This window comes from Marinococcus luteus (genome assembly GCF_900106595.1).
GTDB classification, from domain to species: Bacteria; Bacillota; Bacilli; order Bacillales; family Marinococcaceae; genus Marinococcus; species Marinococcus luteus.
Genome location: NZ_FNNC01000007.1, coordinates 113,741 through 129,128 on the forward strand (window position 1 = coordinate 113,741; position 15,388 = coordinate 129,128).

14 protein-coding genes are annotated in these 15,388 nt (G+C 45.2%); all 14 read left to right on the plus strand.

Features of this window, described 5'->3' with window-relative positions; genetic code table 11:
• The first annotated feature begins 98 nt into the window (after positions 1-98).
• The 14 genes from BLV22_RS13715 to BLV22_RS13780 all read left to right on the plus strand — a co-directional run bounded on the left by BLV22_RS13715 (position 99) and on the right by BLV22_RS13780 (position 15,339).
• A complete protein-coding gene (locus BLV22_RS13715; RefSeq protein WP_091616508.1) occupies positions 99-1,322 on the plus strand; it encodes an MFS transporter in 1,224 nt (407 codons plus the stop codon).
• Positions 1,323-1,539: 217 nt separating this feature from the next.
• Entirely contained in the window at positions 1,540-2,112 is a 573-nt protein-coding gene (locus BLV22_RS13720) for a cell wall hydrolase (RefSeq protein ID WP_091616510.1), read from the plus strand.
• Between the two features lie 122 nt (positions 2,113-2,234).
• Entirely contained in the window at positions 2,235-3,062 is an 828-nt protein-coding gene (locus BLV22_RS13725) for a sugar phosphate isomerase/epimerase family protein (protein ID WP_091616512.1), read from the plus strand.
• Between the two features lie 61 nt (positions 3,063-3,123).
• Positions 3,124-3,648: a YfiT family bacillithiol transferase gene (locus tag BLV22_RS13730; RefSeq protein ID WP_091616514.1), complete on the plus strand. Its 525-nt coding sequence runs from the start codon at positions 3,124-3,126 to the stop codon at positions 3,646-3,648.
• A 246-nt stretch (positions 3,649-3,894) separates the two neighbouring features.
• The gene (locus BLV22_RS13735; RefSeq protein WP_091616516.1) at positions 3,895-5,430 is read left to right on the plus strand and encodes an AbgT family transporter; all 1,536 of its coding nucleotides are present in this window, start codon (positions 3,895-3,897) and stop codon (positions 5,428-5,430) included.
• Between the two features lie 22 nt (positions 5,431-5,452).
• On the plus strand, positions 5,453-6,658 hold the full coding sequence (locus BLV22_RS13740; RefSeq protein ID WP_091616518.1) for a M20 metallopeptidase family protein: 1,206 nt from the start codon (positions 5,453-5,455) through the stop codon (positions 6,656-6,658).
• Positions 6,659-6,664: 6 nt separating this feature from the next.
• On the plus strand, positions 6,665-7,984 hold the full coding sequence (locus BLV22_RS13745; protein WP_091616520.1) for an amidohydrolase: 1,320 nt from the start codon (positions 6,665-6,667) through the stop codon (positions 7,982-7,984).
• Positions 7,981-9,240, plus strand: coding sequence for a M20 family metallo-hydrolase (locus BLV22_RS13750; protein WP_091616522.1), 1,260 nt, complete (start codon positions 7,981-7,983; stop codon positions 9,238-9,240). Before BLV22_RS13745 ends, BLV22_RS13750 begins: the two co-directional genes overlap by 4 nt.
• A complete protein-coding gene (locus BLV22_RS13755) occupies positions 9,237-10,547 on the plus strand; it encodes a helix-turn-helix domain-containing protein (RefSeq protein ID WP_091616524.1) in 1,311 nt (436 codons plus the stop codon). The genes BLV22_RS13750 and BLV22_RS13755 overlap by 4 nt, the downstream gene beginning before the upstream one ends.
• 230 nt (positions 10,548-10,777) lie before the next feature.
• Positions 10,778-11,149 (plus strand): DUF2512 family protein, encoded by a 372-nt coding sequence (locus BLV22_RS13760; protein ID WP_091616526.1) that lies wholly within the window; start codon positions 10,778-10,780, stop codon positions 11,147-11,149.
• 16 nt (positions 11,150-11,165) lie between these two features.
• The gene (locus tag BLV22_RS13765) at positions 11,166-11,657 is read left to right on the plus strand and encodes a DUF2243 domain-containing protein (RefSeq protein WP_091616528.1); all 492 of its coding nucleotides are present in this window, start codon (positions 11,166-11,168) and stop codon (positions 11,655-11,657) included.
• A gap of 4 nt (positions 11,658-11,661) precedes the next feature.
• Positions 11,662-12,420: a cytochrome c oxidase assembly protein gene (locus tag BLV22_RS13770; RefSeq protein WP_091616530.1), complete on the plus strand. Its 759-nt coding sequence runs from the start codon at positions 11,662-11,664 to the stop codon at positions 12,418-12,420.
• A 22-nt stretch (positions 12,421-12,442) separates the two neighbouring features.
• Positions 12,443-13,984 (plus strand): FAD-dependent oxidoreductase, encoded by a 1,542-nt coding sequence (locus tag BLV22_RS13775; protein WP_091616532.1) that lies wholly within the window; start codon positions 12,443-12,445, stop codon positions 13,982-13,984.
• Positions 13,985-14,289: 305 nt separating this feature from the next.
• The gene (locus tag BLV22_RS13780) at positions 14,290-15,339 is read left to right on the plus strand and encodes a class I fructose-bisphosphate aldolase (protein WP_091616534.1); all 1,050 of its coding nucleotides are present in this window, start codon (positions 14,290-14,292) and stop codon (positions 15,337-15,339) included.
• Positions 15,340-15,388: the final 49 nt, after the last annotated feature.

Sequence of the window (15,388 nt, forward strand, 5' to 3'; positions counted from 1 at the left end):
GCATAATAGAAAAATGTGTGCATATGGACAAGGGCGGAAATATGGTACCGTATCTTTGGCCTTATTTTTAAGACAATGGAGAGAAAGGAGGAATATCGATGGCTTCGAAAAAAAACAAACATTCTCTGGACAGCTATACTCTCGGACTGATAGCCGCTCCGGAGCTGCCAAAGGAAATCTGCGACGAGATGGCAGAAGAACTTCCCGATTTACTCAAAAACTATGTAGATGACCGGAGAAACTGGGAAGTGGAAGTGGTTCTTGACCCTTTTGCCGGGGTGATAGAAAAATCAGAGCCGGTGATTGAGGAAGCACAAAAACATAAACAAAAACATGAATGGGATTATGCCCTCTGCTTTACGGACCTGCCAATTGTAGACGGCAAAAAACTGGTGATAGCTGACGCCAGTTCGGACCGTGAAATCGGCCTTATTTCCCTGCCGTCCCTTGGAGCAATGCCAATGAGAAAGCGTGTTCGTGAGGCGATGATGCAGCTTGTAAATGAAATGCACCACGGAAGCTCTGAAGAAGAGCGGGAACGGCAGAATGAACGTATCGCAGAAAACCAGGAGCAGCTTGAGAATCATGAAGATGAACATTCCTATCAGGTCCGGGGCAGAGGATCAAGGGAACTGATGGGGAGCCGTTTGTATGAGCGCTTTTCCCCGATTAAACGTACGGTGTATTCTAACGAAGAAGAAAGCCAGCATGTCCGCTTCTATGCTAACCTGAATATGAGAGGACGCACGAGGCTGCTTTCCGGCATGGTGCTGGCAAACCGGCCCTGGACGATTTTTCCGGCCTTTAAGCGTGTGATTGCTTTAGCTTTTGCTACCGGAGCTTATGGACTGATCTTTCCAAGTTTCTGGATGCTGAGTGACACCTATGGCTTCTGGCGTTTTCTTGCTGTTATGTTTACGGCCATGGTGGCCATGACTGTATGGTTTATCGCCGCCCATGGGCTGTGGGAAAAAGAGTCAAAAGCAGAGTCCAAATTTTTAGTCCGTTCTTACAATAAAGCTACAGCCGCTACAATCGGCATTGCTATTATTCATTATTATATTATTCTATTTTTAATGTTTTTGGTAGTTTCTCTGCTGTTTATCCCAGCTTCCCAGCTGGCATTGAATTTACAGGGGGCCGTGACATTTGCGACGTATCTGAAAATATCCTGGCTTGCCTGCACGGTAGCTACGCTTGGCGGGGCGCTTGGAGCAGGACTTGAAAGTGAAGAAACGGTGCTCAAAGCGACCTACGGCTACCGTCAGCGTATCCGCAATGAACGTGCAAAATCGGAAAAACGGCAGGAATCTTCCTCTTAAAGAAGGTGAAAGAAGGCGTCTATGCCTTTATGGTGGAATTAGAATGCCTGTTTCTGTGCCTATGACTTTTCTTCACATATTACAGCGAAAAACAGCTGAATACGCCGTCAACGGAAATTATTATTCCTGGAAACAAAGTGGTAAAATGATGACAGACCTGTCATTTACAGCCATCATAGGAACAATAATCTTGCCTCACTGATAAAGGGTGATTACGATGTCCAGGCAGTATTCCATTTACACCGTAATGGGGACGCTAGCTGTTTTTGCTGCTGTATTAGGCTTTTTAGTCTATAATGTGCATGAGCGAAGCCAGACAGCCGAACAGGAAGCAGAAGAAAAGCAACAAGCTGCAGAAGAAGAGACAGAACAGAAAGCAGAGGCACCTGAACCGGAGGAAGAAAGAGTAGCCTCGAGTGAAGTGCCTGAGGTGGAAAATGAAGAACTGCTTGAACGGGCTGTTCATGCAGAAGCCAAAGATGAAACTTTTGAAGGCATGGTGGCCGTGGCAAGTGTCATTTTGAACCGCATTGAATCTGAAACCTTTCCAGACGATGTCGAAAGTGTCATATACGAAGAAAACCAATTCCAGGTAGTAGATAACGGAAGTATAGAAGAATCTCCTTCTGAGCGTGCAGAAGAAGCAACAGAAGAGGCTCTGAATGGATCGGAGCCGGTAGGGGATTCATTATTTTTCTGGAGTGAAGACGTGCCGAAAGACAACTGGCTCTGGGAAACAAAGACCGTTGATTACGAAATTGGCGGACACGTATTCTCAGAAGACGTATAAGAAGGGCCAGCGGTGACCAGCCGCTGGTCTTTTTTTGTTTATATTGGTTAAAATCATGCTTACAGGATAACTGGGCAAGGAATATAGTAGAAGAGCAGCATAATAGTGAAGGGGAGGATAAGATGAAATTTTCGGTATGCAGCTGGATTTTTGGAGACCAGCCAATTGAACAGACAATACGCGACGCAGCTTCCATGGGATACGATGAAATTGAAGTTCACGCGAAGGATTATAACTGGGAGGGATTAATCCAGCTGGCGGATACCCTTGGTATCCGTATCCGGGGTCTGTGCGCGGATGCAGGCTGGCCGCGAAAAGAAACAGATTTATCACAGATTGATCCTTCCATGCGAAAAACAGCTGTAAATTATTTTAAAGAACAGATCAGCCGTGCATACCGGGCCGGAGCAGAATATATGGTGCTGTCCCCATGCGCACCGGGCAAATCAGAGCCGGAAGGAAGCGGCAGAGAGGAATGGGAAGCAGCAGTTTTATCACTTCAGGAAATAGCTCCCTATGCGGAAGAAAGAAACGTTGCTCTGGTGATTGAGCCATTAAATCGTTACGAAAGCTGTATTATTAATACCGGATGGCAGGCGCTTGTGCTCGTGGAAGAAACCGGGCACCCATTTGTGACGACGATGCTCGATACATTTCATATGAATATTGAAGAAAGCAGCATGGAGGCACCTTTTCATCATCTTGGCCCAGCCCTCAGCCATATACACGTGGCAGATACTAACCGGCAGGGTCTGGGATACGGAAGACTTCCCTGGGACGCGATTGCCGAAGCTGTTAAAGCAACAGGGTACGAGGGGACGATCACAGTAGAATGCCTGGCCCCGGAATTGAATATATTTCCTTCAGCTGAAAAAAAGGCCAGTATAGATTACGTTAATGAATATGCCGAGAAGTCGCTTGAAAAACTGCAATATCTTTTCCGGTCATAAGTAAGCTGCGTACTGTTAATTACATGAATAACAAATAGAAATCTAAGAATGAGGTGAAAATATGGACAAACACCGTTTTCCTATCGGAACATTTGAATGGCCGAAAACGATAAGTGCTGAAAAACGAAAAGAATGGACTATAACATTGGCGGCTGTTCCTTCGCTTTACAGGGAAGAGGTGGAGCATTTAACGAGGCAGCAGCTGGATACTCCTTACCGGGAAGGCGGATGGAGCATCCGTCAGGTCGTCCATCACGTTCCTGACAGTCATTTGCACGGTTATATACGCTTTAAACAGGCATTAACGGAGGAAGAACCTGAAATTAAACCATATGATCAGACGGCGTGGGCTGAACTGACGGACAGCAGCGGAGAAATAGAAATTTCTCTTAAACTGCTCGAGGGCCTTCACCAACGCTGGGTGCTTTTATTAGATGAATTACAGGAAGACGACTGGCTCCGCACTTTCCGTCATCCTGAATCAGGCCGTTCCACACTTGAGGAGGCCTTGAGTCTTTATGCCTGGCACAGCAGGCATCACTTAGCCCATATTACATCTCTGAAAGAGAGAATGGCATGGGGTTAAATAAGAGATATAAATTAGTATAAATTAATTATTAGTTAAAATTCCCGCCTCTTTTGTACATACGGAGGCAGGAATTTTTATTTGTCGTAAAATGTATAATAATGATAACGCTTACCATTTTGAAAAGTTTTCTTACATAGAAAATAAAAAATAGTTTGAATTCTTATTGGACGAAAAGAAATTATATGCTACTGTACTAATTAAGGAACATTTAAAGACAATGTCCTAAAAGGAGTGTATAATGAAATGAGTTTAGAAAATGGAAAAAAATCTGTATTCATGAAGTTTCTTGACGGAGTGGAAAGAGCGGGGAATAAACTCCCGCATCCATTCATGCTGTTTATATATTTAGCAGCAGCTGTCATTTTAATTTCTTCGGTCGTCGGATGGGCGGGGGTTTCCTTCGAAGACCCCCAAAATGGAGAAACAGTAGCTGTGCAGCCGTTAATTTCTGAAGAAGGTTTGGAGTATATATTATCTTCAATGCTGGATAACTTTACTGGATTTGCTCCCTTAGGTCTTGTACTTGTAATGATGCTTGGCATCGGGTTAGCTCAAAAAGTCGGGCTTATGGAAACGTTTATGACTTCTGTCATATTAAAGGCACCAAAAAAATTAGTTACATACGCAGTTATTGGTACAGGCATTATTGGAAATCTGGCCTCAGACGCAGCATTTGTTATTATCCCTCCTCTGGCAGCTATGGTCTTTTATGCGTTGGGCCGTCACCCTCTGGCCGGAATTGCTGCTGGCTTCGCCGGTGTAGGGGCAGGCTTTACTGCTAATATTATTATTACCGGCACTGACGCTCTGCTTTCAGGTATTTCAACGGAAGCAGCGCAGACCGTAAACGAAAGTGCTAACGTCACACCGGTTGATAACTGGTATTATATGATTGCTTCTGTGCCCATGTTAATGATTGTAGGGGCGTGGCTTACGGAGAGAGTAATAGAGCCAAGACTTGGAATATATGACGGAAGCTACAGTGATGGTACTGTTCTGGGTAATCAAATAGAAGAAATTACTCCGGAAAGGTTCCGAGGGATGAGAAACGCTGGTATCGCCGGCGCGGTATATTTAGTTTTGATTGCTATTATGGTAGTACCTGCAAATGGCTTGTTACGCGGAGAAAATGGAGCGATTGTAGAGTCACCGTTCATTTCAAATATTGTGCCACTGATACTGTTTTTCTTTATCATCGTAGCTGTTGCTTACGGGGTGACTACGAAAGTAATTAATTCTACCTCGGATGTGCCGGAATTTATGGCGCAGTCCATGAAGGATATGGCAGGCTACATTACATTGATTTTTGCTGCTGCCCAATTCATTGCTTACTTTGAATGGACAAATTTGTCTTCTTACATGGCTGTGAGCGGGGCAAACTTTTTAACAGCAGCTGACTTTAGCGGTCTACCAGTAGTAGTCGGTTTTATTCTCCTTGCGGGTGTGCTGAATATGTTTATTTTCAGCGGCTCCGCTCAATGGGCCTTAATGGCTCCTATATTTATTCCGCTATTCATGTATTTGGATTACAACCCGGCTTATATTCAATTAGCTTATCGTCTTGCGGACTCTACAACAAATGTTATTACACCGTTGAATCCTTACGTACCAATGATTTTAGCTTTTATGAAACAATATGATCACCGTGCCGGATTTGGAACATTATTTTCTATTATGCTGCCGTATACTCTCGTATTTTTGACCCTTTGGATTGTTATGTTCATCGTTTGGAATTTATTAGGGCTTCCTATAGGGCCAGGAGTTTATATGGATTTGTAATTGTATAAAGGGAGAGACCACAATGAACATCAAAAGATTAACAGAAGAACAAATAAACGAAGCAATAGATACAGCTTTAAAATACAGACATTACTTTCACCAGTATCCTGAATTAAGCGGGGAAGAGTACCAGACTTCGGAAACAATACAAAATTTTCTTTATGAAGAAAAGATTGAATACACAACTGGTTTTGCCGGGACTGGAATTCTTGCCATCATTAAAGGTGACCGTCCTGGAAAAACGATAGCTCTCCGCGCGGATATTGATGCTCTCCCTATCGAGGAAAAGCCATCTCCGTCATATCGATCAAAAAAGAAGAAAGTTATGCATGCATGCGGTCATGATGCTCATACAGCTATGTTGATGAGCACTGCATCCCTGCTTCAGAAAAATAAAAAGGAATTAGAAGGTACAGTATTATGTGTATTCCAGCCTGCAGAGGAACAGGCTCCTACAGGCGGAGCAGCTAAAATGCTCGAAGACGGATTATTTGAAGTTTATCAGCCGGATGCTGTTTTAGCTCAGCACGTATGGCCGGATCTCCCTGTGGGGAAGTTCGGAGTGATGAGTGGTCCTATCATGGGGAACTCTGATCGGTTTGAAATCATAATAAAGGGAGCAGGAGGCCACGCTAGTATGCCGCATCAGACAAAGGATTCGATCGTAGCGGCAGGTCAGCTGATTGGTCAAATCCAATCTATTATCAGCAGGAATATCAATCCACTGGATGCGGCAGTTGTTACTGTAGGTACGGTCCGGGGCGGAGAGCGTTATAATGTAATCGCAAGTGAAACTACTCTCGAAGGCACGGTGCGGACATTTGAAGATGGAGTGAAAGAAAGAGTTAAAACAAAGCTTGGCCAGCTGCTGACAGGGATAGAAGCATCATTTGAAGTGATCTGCCAGATAAAATATTTTGATGGCTACCCGGCTACAATAAATACACCTGTGTGGGCGGAACATGCCAGAGAAACCGCCCGCCGTTTGTATGGTGAAGAGTCGTTACCGCAGGTAGAACCGAGTCTTGGCGGGGAAGACTTTGCCCGTTTCCTGGAGAAATACCCTGGAAATTACCACTGGCTTGGGACTGCTATTCCTGAACGGACAGTCCAGAAGCCTTTGCATGATCCTTCCTTTGATATTGATGAGCGAGCTCTTGGTTATGGTATCGAATTTATGTACCATGAAGCGGTTGAAGGCTTAAAACTGCTGAAAGATGAGGAGTAGTTAGACATGTCTGTAAACAAAATCGATGAGTATATCCAAAAGCTTCTCCCGAAGCTCAAGGAATGGAGAAGGCATTTTCACAAATATCCAGAGGTAGGCTGGACAGAAATCTATACCACTTATGTCATTGCGCAAGAGCTGCAGCAGCTTGATGGTAAAGTCATTTATGGTAAAGAACTGACCAAATCAGATGCCAGGCAGGGTGTGCCGGACAAAAGCACGTTAAAAAAAGCAAAAAAGCGGGCAGAGGAGCTTCAGGTTCCTGAAGAGTTTATTAAACAGACAGAAGACGGGCATACGGGGGCGTTAATTCAGTTTGAAGGAAAGGAAGAAGGCCCGCATGTGTGTTATAGGGTGGACATTGATGCACTTCCTATCACAGAAACTTCTGCAGCTTCTCATTTTCCTAATAGGGAAAATTTTGCTTCAGCCTTTCCAGGAGAAATGCATGCCTGTGCCCACGATGGTCATATTACTCTTGGTCTCGGTCTGGCCACATTTCTTTCAGAGCACCCCGAAGAATGGAATGGTAAGGCTACTATCATATTTCAACCAGCGGAAGAAGGCAGCAGAGGTGCAAAAGCAGTCGTTGCAAACAGGTGGCTGGACGATGTCGATTATTTTATGAGCGGCCATATCGGTATTACAGATATGAAGGTAGGGACTATAGCCGCCACTGCTGCTAAATTTTTGGCTACTACTAAGTTTGACGTTATTTTTAAGGGTGTCTCCTCCCATGCTGGAGCGAAGCCCGAAGAAGGTGGAAATGCGTTATTGGCAGCAGCGGCGGCAGCTGTTCATACTCAGGGTATTTCCAGACATTCTAAAGGAGACACAAGGATTAACATTGGGGAACTGAACGCGGGTTCGGGGCGCAATGTTGTTGCCGATTATGCGAAAATTATTGGGGAAACACGGGGAAGTTCTACACAGGTAAATCAATATATGATGAACGAAGCAGCACGTATGATTGAAGCGAGTGCATTTATGTATGGAGTGGAAAGTCAAATAGAGTATACAGGGGAAGGGATGGCCGCCGAGTGTGATTCTGAATGGCAGGAGTGGATAGCATCAGCTTTGGAAAAAAGCAGCTTAGTAAAATACGTAGAACCGTCGAGAGAAGTGGGGGCTTCAGAAGACGCTACAGTAATGATTAACCACGTCCAAAAACAAGGTGGAAAAGCTACCTATATGCTTTTTGGAACAGAGCTTGCTGCTGGTCACCACCATCCTTCATTTGATTATGAGGAAGCAGTATTCGGTCCAGCGCTCGCAGCTTTTATCTATCCTCTTGTTAATTCAATATGGAAGGAGGAAGAAAATTGAAGAAATGGTTGGAAAAAAACTTACTGCGATTAAACGTTACTTCTACAATGAACAGGCCGGAAGGATTTAACCGGCCTGGTTATTCGGATCAGGAAATGGAAGCAGTGCAGGAGTTTATTCATTTAGCAGACAGCCTGGGCATGCAGGTGCAAAGAGATGAAGCGGGAAATATTCTGGCTGTGTGGAATCCTGGGCAGAGTGAAAAATCAAGTATAGCTTTTATTTCTCATCTGGACACAGTTACTAGTGGAGGCGGATATGACGGTGTTGCCGGAGTATTGTGCGGGCTCGGTGTTATTCAATATTTAAAGGAAAAAAATTGGACACCGTCCCGTCCTGTGACGGTGATCTGTGCATCTTCTGAGGAATCCTCCCGTTTTGGCGTATCGACAATTGGAAGTAAAGCAATGGCCGGTTTGCTGACTCCTGTACTGCAGAATGAGTTAATAAATTTGAAGGATTCTGAGGGCATGACTCTGGAAGAGGCGGTACGCAGCCAGGGGCTTGATTGGAATAATATGAACCTGGCTGAACAGCCAAAAGATGCTTTCCACCGGGTAGTAGAACTTCACATTGAGCAGGGAACTAAAATTGAAAATGCCCAAAAAGACGTTGGTATTGTAGGAGGCATAGCATGTCCGCTTCGTTTGTCTTTTGTATTTACGGGAGAGGCTGGTCATACCGGAACAACGCCTATGAGCAAAAGAAAAGATGCGTTGGCTGCTTCTGCTCCTTTTATTCAAACGGTGGCGGATACTGCCAAGAAAATTGAGGCAGCAAGCGGAGAAGAAATTGTAGCTACGGCAAGTACTATTGAATGTGAACCGAATGAAATGAATGTTATACCGGGAAAAGTTACTATTGGTGTCGATATTCGAAGTGTAAACGATAAACGTAAACAGGAAGCCGGAGACATTCTCCGCACAAGTGCCACTGAATTAGCTGATAATCAAAATATCCATGTAGATATTGAAACGTTGGTCGATAATGCTTCAGTACTTCTTTCTCCGGAAGTAGCCGATGAATTACAGGAAGCTGCCGTAAAAGCAGGTTATCACTATCATGATATGGACAGTGGGGCAGGGCATGATATCATGAACATAGCTAAAAAATGGCAGGCGGGGCTGGTCTTTATTCCTTGCAGGGAGGGGAAAAGCCACGTGCCTGAAGAACATGCAAGTATTGACGATCTTTATAAAGGTGTTCAGGTTTTAGCTAATTATGTGATGATGCAGACAGGAGAGTTGAAAAAGTGAATATACGTATAGGTGTGGTCGGCCCGGAAGATTCTGTTCAATCTATGTTAAAAGAGCTGGATCCGTATGAGGATTTTCAGGCTGTACCGCTCACCTACGAACAGACGAGTGAAATTAAAGAAATTGTACCAGAAAATCAGCACAAGGTTGATTTCTGGTTTTTTTCCGGCCAGTCCCCCTATGATGTGGCAGTTTCCAATCAACTGGTGAGTGAAAAAGATGCAAGCTTTCCGCCTCTTTACGGGGCAAGTTTATTGGGAAGACTGCTCGAAGCCCAGTATAAAGAAAATCAATTATTGCTGCACATTAGTTTAGATACTATTCAGGAAAATGAAATTCAAGAAATACGTGAAGAGTTTTTAGGGGAAGATATTGAAATATTCAACCTTTCTTACAAAGGGTATATTTCTCCGGGTAAAATAGTTTCTTTTCATGAAGATTTGTACAATGAAGGGAAAATTGATGCCGTATTCACGAGTATCCGGGAAGTGTACTTAGCTATGAAAGAAAAGAATATCCCTTGCTACCGGGTGCGTCCTACAAAACTGTCCATACAACTCACGCTTAAATATGTTAAAGAGCGTGCACAATCGATGCTTTATCGAAAATCCCAAATAGCCATAGTGGCGATCGAAGTGGCTAAAGACCAAAAAGCTCTGCAGGAAGAGTCTTATTCTTTTAAGCGCAAGCACAGGGAATTAGATCTGCACCGGTGGCTTCTTTATTATGCAGAAAAGGCCCGGGGCTCCTATGTGCAGATGGGAGACGGCCTGTATTTTATATATACCACCCGGGGAGAAATCGAATTCGAAAGTGAACAATTATGGTTTCAATTTGTGGAAGATGCCCGGGTTAATACGGCTCTTGAGGTACGGACCGTCATTGGATACGGAAGAACGACTCTTGAATCCGAAGAGAACGCCCGGCGAGCCTTGCAGGAAGCAAGGGAAACGAAAACCAATTCTATTATTATTGTGGACGAAGACCTTCGTATTACAGAATACGAAGCTGCAGTTGGTTCTTTTACTTATGAGCAAAGAAATATGAATAGCGGAGAGGAAAAAGGCATAGAAAACAGCTTGAGCCCTGCCTTTCTATCCAAACTTCATTCATTATCGCGTTATTATTCTCAGGATATTGTGACTGCTCAGGATATCGCGCGGTGGTTAAACAGTTCTCTGCGAAATGCACGTCGAATATTGTTGAAGCTGGAAGAAAATCAGATAGCGGTGCAAACAGGAGAAGAGCAGTCAGGGCACCGGGGGAGACCGAGAAGAGTTTACCGCTTAAAATTCCGTGAGAAATAATAAAATTAAGATCGATTTGAAAAGTAAAATTATTCCTTATGAGGATGGCGCTGAAATTAAAAGAGCGTTTATGGAAATGTGTTTAAAGGAAGTAGAAGGGTAGCCAAGCATTAACAGAATAAACGAAGGCAGCAATCGCGGGATTAAGCCTTGCGGTAAGCCAGGAAAAGAGATACGTCTTTCCCTGGCTTTTTGTGTTTTATAAGCCAGGTTCAGAAAGGAGGGGGAATATGAAACACGTTAAAGCATTAACCGGAAAAGGCCTGTTCACCGCAGCTCTGTTGTTTTTGGTGCTCGGTATCGCAAACGGGGTCTCTGTTTGGAATGTACTGGTGCTTGCTATTATTATCGGGGCACTCAGCTATCCGCTCGGTGATCTCGTGCTGCTGCCCCGTGTAAAAAGCCTGATCGCAGCGGTTGTAGATACCGGTCTGGTATTTGTGGTTATTTTAATTGCAGGTGCTGTGATTTCCTTTTCAGGCTCAGTGCTGCTTGCAGCAATAGTAGCCGCTGTGCTGATGGGGGCGGCAGAATATATGTTTCATTTTTATATGGGCACGCACGTGCTTTTTTCGAGCAATCGCGTAAAGACGGATATGTAACGTAGGAGGTTTAGTCATGTCAGAAAAAAATGAAGCGATGCTCCGGAGAAACCAGGCGAATTACGCCGGAAGAAATGTGTTATCCGGCTTTCTTTTTGGTCTCGGCCTCATCGCTTTTATAGATGAAGTAGTTTTTCATCAGCTGCTGAACTGGCATCATTTTTATGATTTATCGACAACGGCTGTCGGGATCGTTTCAGATGGCTTTTTTCATGCATTCAGCTGGTTTGCTACAGTAGCTGCCCTGTTTATGGTTGCTGATCTCCGGCGCCGGCAGAGCTTTTGGCTGCGCCGGTGGCTGGGGGGGATGTTGACCGGGGTTGGCTTTTTTCAGCTGTATGACGGGATCGTTCAGCATAAGTGGATGGGAATCCATCAAATAAGATACGGTGTGGACATTCTGCCATATGACCTGGTATGGAATATCAGTGCGTTCGTACTCCTTATTGTTGGAATACTCATATGGTGGCAGACTTCGCAGATAAAAAAGCAGAGAGCAGTCGTATAAACCGATGACTACTTCACATTATATGGCAGAAGGGGTGCTTGCAGCCCCTTTTGTAATTGTCTGTCTCTTGTATCTTGCTGCGGCTTTTCGGGACGCCGCGTGGCCGGTATACCGCATCGGCCTGTTTGCTGTTGGTACAGCGGCAGCAGTCGTTTCTGTGCTTGGGCCGCTTCCCCGTATGGCACATGATTCGTTTGTCATTCATATGACCGGGCATCTGCTGCTTGGTATGCTGGCCCCGCTTTGTATGGTACTCGCGGCTCCGGTGACGCTTGCTCTCCGCACTCTCCCGGTACCTTCAGCGAAAAAACTGTCTAAATTACTGCGGAGCCGCTTTGTGGCAATAGTATCTCATCCGCTGACGGCCACAGTGTTAAACATTGGCGGTTTGTGGCTTTTGTATACGACTGGATTGTACGCGTCGATGCATGAGTCCGTTGTTGTTTATACCGCCGTTCATATTCATATTTTTTTAGCGGGATATGTTTTTACAGCTTCTATTATTTATATCGATCCGGCGCCGCACCGGTATTCTTTTCTTTTTCGGTCCGGGGTGCTTGTAACGGCACTTGCAGGTCACGGCATTTTGTCCAAGTATTTGTATGCGTCACCGCCGCCCGGGGTCGGGCAGGAAGCTGCTCAGGCAGGCTCAATGCTGATGTATTACGGGGGCGATGCTGCGGATATTGCCATTATGGTTATTCTCTGCTGGCACTGGTATAAAGCGGCCCGCCCAAGACAGGAAGAAGCAATGGCCGCCTGAATAACTATAAGGAGGAACTATAATGACTAATAGTAAACGTGTCCCTTTATATCCAAATTCTTTATGGCTTAAGGAGAGCGAAACTACACACATGCCCGCACACAGCGGAGAAGACACGGCTGAAGTTACTATCACAGGAGCCGGGGCAGCCGGCATCACAGCAGCTTACTATTTAGCGAAGGCTGGAACGAAGGTGGTGCTGCTCGAAGCGGGCAGGGTGCTGGAAGGTACAACCGGGAATACAACGGCAAAAATATCCTCCCAGCACGGGATGGTGTACGATGAACTAATTCAGAATCACGGCCGGGAAAAAACAAGCCAGTACTTTGAAGCTAATGAAAAGGCGATCAGCGATATGCGCAAACGGGTTACTGAGCTTAATATTGACTGTGAATGGGAAGAGCGGGACGCTTTTATTTATACGAAAAGCGAGCAGCAGAAAAAAGTGATGGAGCAGGAAGCGGAAGCATACCGGTTATTAAATGTGAACGGCGGCGATGCTTTGGAAGAACATGATCTTCCGTACGCTGTCGAGCGGGCCCTCGTTATCCATGATCAGGCTCAGTTTCAGCCAGTACATTATTACCGGGCGCTTCTTGAAGAAGTTGTTCGTCTTGGCGGTCGTGTGTACGAGAATACACGCGCAGCTGATGTAAATAAATCCAACGGAAAAGTAGTGGTAAATACAAACAACGACAGCACGATTACCAGTGACTATCTCCTGGTAACAAGTCATTTCCCTTTTAATGACGGTATGGGGAAATACTACAGCCGTCTGCATGTGGAGCGTTCCTACATCATTGGGGCAAAAGTTCAGACGATGCCAAAGCACATGTATATTAGTGTAGATACCCCTTCGCGGTCACTTCGTACAGCAAAGGATGAAAACGGGGAGGAACTGCTTTTAATCGGCGGGGAAGGCCACACGTCCGGAAAAAATGAAATAAATACGTTCGAACGGTACGAAGCACTGCGCGCCTTCGGGGAAGAATATTTCGGTCTGCAGACAGTACCTTACCGATGGTCGGCACAGGATATGATCACTCTGGATAAAATGCCCTATGTGGGCCCAATGACATCCGGGGAAGAGCAGATTTTCACTGCCACCGGATTTATGAAGTGGGGAATGAGTAACAGTGAAGCAGCAGGGAAAATGCTCGCCGATTACGTACTCGGTAATGAAAATGTGTACAAGGAAGCTTTTGATCCGACGCGTTCTGAACTGAAAAAGAAAAACATTCAATCCTTTGCAGCCGAAAACATGGACGTGGGAAAAGAAATGGTTAAAGGAAAGTCCAACCGGGGCGATAAAGAAAAGAACCTGGAAAATGATGAAGGGGCTTTAATTAATACTGAAGACGGGAAGGCAGGAGCCTACCGGGATGAAACAGGAAAGCTGTATGTTGTCGACACCACCTGTACGCATATGGGCTGTGATCTCTCCTGGAACAACGCAGAACGGAGCTGGGACTGTCCGTGCCATGGTTCGAGATTTTCCTACGATGGAGAGGTTATTGAAGGGCCGGCAGTAACGCCGTTGAAGCGTAAAACAGATCTTGAATAACAAAGAAGGCCGGGAGAAAAATCTCCGGGCCTTCTTACTCGTATTACAGCTTCAATTTCTCTATTTTCCAGGTCGCAAGATAAAAGCCGTTTTTGCTGTGAAGCAATAAAATCGCTTGCAGCCAAATAGTTTCAATGGTGGAGGTGTATTTGTTATATGGATCGTTACCAACCTGTGAAATCATTCATATAAACATTTTTCCAAAAGTGAAGCTTTTTATAAAATCTTCCGAAAATTTGTTTATGTTCTTCCCAAAAAAGGGAATTGGTAAGAAGAATTTCCTAAAATGGCGAGGAGGTATCATGATGGCTTCAACAAAGGAAATATTAGGACAGGACGCGGATTATTTATTAAATCATGAAAGCAAAACAGTGCCGAAAGAAAATCTTTATGTGCCGGGGCCCGACTTTGTCGACCGAGTGTACAAATCAACAGATCGTTCTCCGGTAGTTCTGCGCAACCTGCAGAGCCTGTTTGATCACGGGCAGCTTGGCGGTACGGGTTATTTATCCATTCTGCCGGTGGACCAGGGCATAGAGCACTCGGCAGGCGCTTCGTTTGCCCCGAACCCGATGTATTTCGATCCGGAGAATATTGTGAAGCTTGCAATGGAAAGTAATTGTAACGCGGTAGCTTCAACGGTTGGGGCACTTGGCTCGATCGCAAGAGACTATGCGCACAAAATCCCTTTCATTGCCAAAATTAATCACAATGAACTGTTAACGTACCCGGAAACACACGACCAGATTATGTTCGGCTCTGTCGACCAGGCCTACAACATGGGCGCCGTAGCAGTCGGGGCGACGATTTATTTTGGTTCAGAGCAGAGTGACCGGCAGATCCAGGAAGTATCGAAAGCCTTCGAACGGGCTCATCAGCTCGGTCTTGGCACTATTCTCTGGGCTTATCTGCGTAACCCTGGCTTTAAAAAAGACGGCACCGATTATCACACGGCCTCCGATCTGACGAGTCAGGCGATCCATTTATCAGCAAGTCTGCAGGCTGATATTGTGAAACAAAAAATGCCGACTAACAACGGCGGCTATACGGCTGTCGGCTACGGCAAAACACATGATAAAGTATATTCAGAGCTTACAAGTGACCACCCAATTGACCTGACCCGTTATCAGGTAATGAACTCGTTTATGGGACGGGCCGGCCTGATCAACTCTGGCGGCGGTTCTGCAGAATCGGATTTAGAGGATGCTGTAAAAACAGCGGTAATTAACAAGCGTGCCGGCGGCATGGGACTGATTATGGGACGCAAAGCGTTCCAGCGTCCGATGAAGGATGGTATAGAGATCATCCGCTCTGTGCAAAGCGTCTATGCGGATGAGTCGATTACTTTAGCATAAGGAGTAGAAAAAAAAGGGGGGGGGGTTCCTCCCCTTTTTTTATCTGATA

What these genes read in the sequence shown, in the direction of transcription:
- BLV22_RS13715 (WP_091616508.1), top strand. Translation starts at nt 99, where the DNA reads ATGGCTTCGAAAAAAAACAAACATTCTCTGGACAGCTATACTCTCGGA.
- BLV22_RS13720 (WP_091616510.1), top strand. Translation starts at nt 1,540, where the DNA reads ATGTCCAGGCAGTATTCCATTTACACCGTAATGGGGACGCTAGCTGTT.
- BLV22_RS13725 (WP_091616512.1), top strand. Translation starts at nt 2,235, where the DNA reads ATGAAATTTTCGGTATGCAGCTGGATTTTTGGAGACCAGCCAATTGAA.
- BLV22_RS13730 (WP_091616514.1), top strand. Translation starts at nt 3,124, where the DNA reads ATGGACAAACACCGTTTTCCTATCGGAACATTTGAATGGCCGAAAACG.
- BLV22_RS13735 (WP_091616516.1), top strand. Translation starts at nt 3,895, where the DNA reads ATGAGTTTAGAAAATGGAAAAAAATCTGTATTCATGAAGTTTCTTGAC.
- BLV22_RS13740 (WP_091616518.1), top strand. Translation starts at nt 5,453, where the DNA reads ATGAACATCAAAAGATTAACAGAAGAACAAATAAACGAAGCAATAGAT.
- BLV22_RS13745 (WP_091616520.1), top strand. Translation starts at nt 6,665, where the DNA reads ATGTCTGTAAACAAAATCGATGAGTATATCCAAAAGCTTCTCCCGAAG.
- BLV22_RS13760 (WP_091616526.1), top strand. Translation starts at nt 10,778, where the DNA reads ATGAAACACGTTAAAGCATTAACCGGAAAAGGCCTGTTCACCGCAGCT.
- BLV22_RS13765 (WP_091616528.1), top strand. Translation starts at nt 11,166, where the DNA reads ATGTCAGAAAAAAATGAAGCGATGCTCCGGAGAAACCAGGCGAATTAC.
- BLV22_RS13770 (WP_091616530.1), top strand. Translation starts at nt 11,662, where the DNA reads ATGACTACTTCACATTATATGGCAGAAGGGGTGCTTGCAGCCCCTTTT.
- BLV22_RS13775 (WP_091616532.1), top strand. Translation starts at nt 12,443, where the DNA reads ATGACTAATAGTAAACGTGTCCCTTTATATCCAAATTCTTTATGGCTT.
- BLV22_RS13780 (WP_091616534.1), top strand. Translation starts at nt 14,290, where the DNA reads ATGGCTTCAACAAAGGAAATATTAGGACAGGACGCGGATTATTTATTA.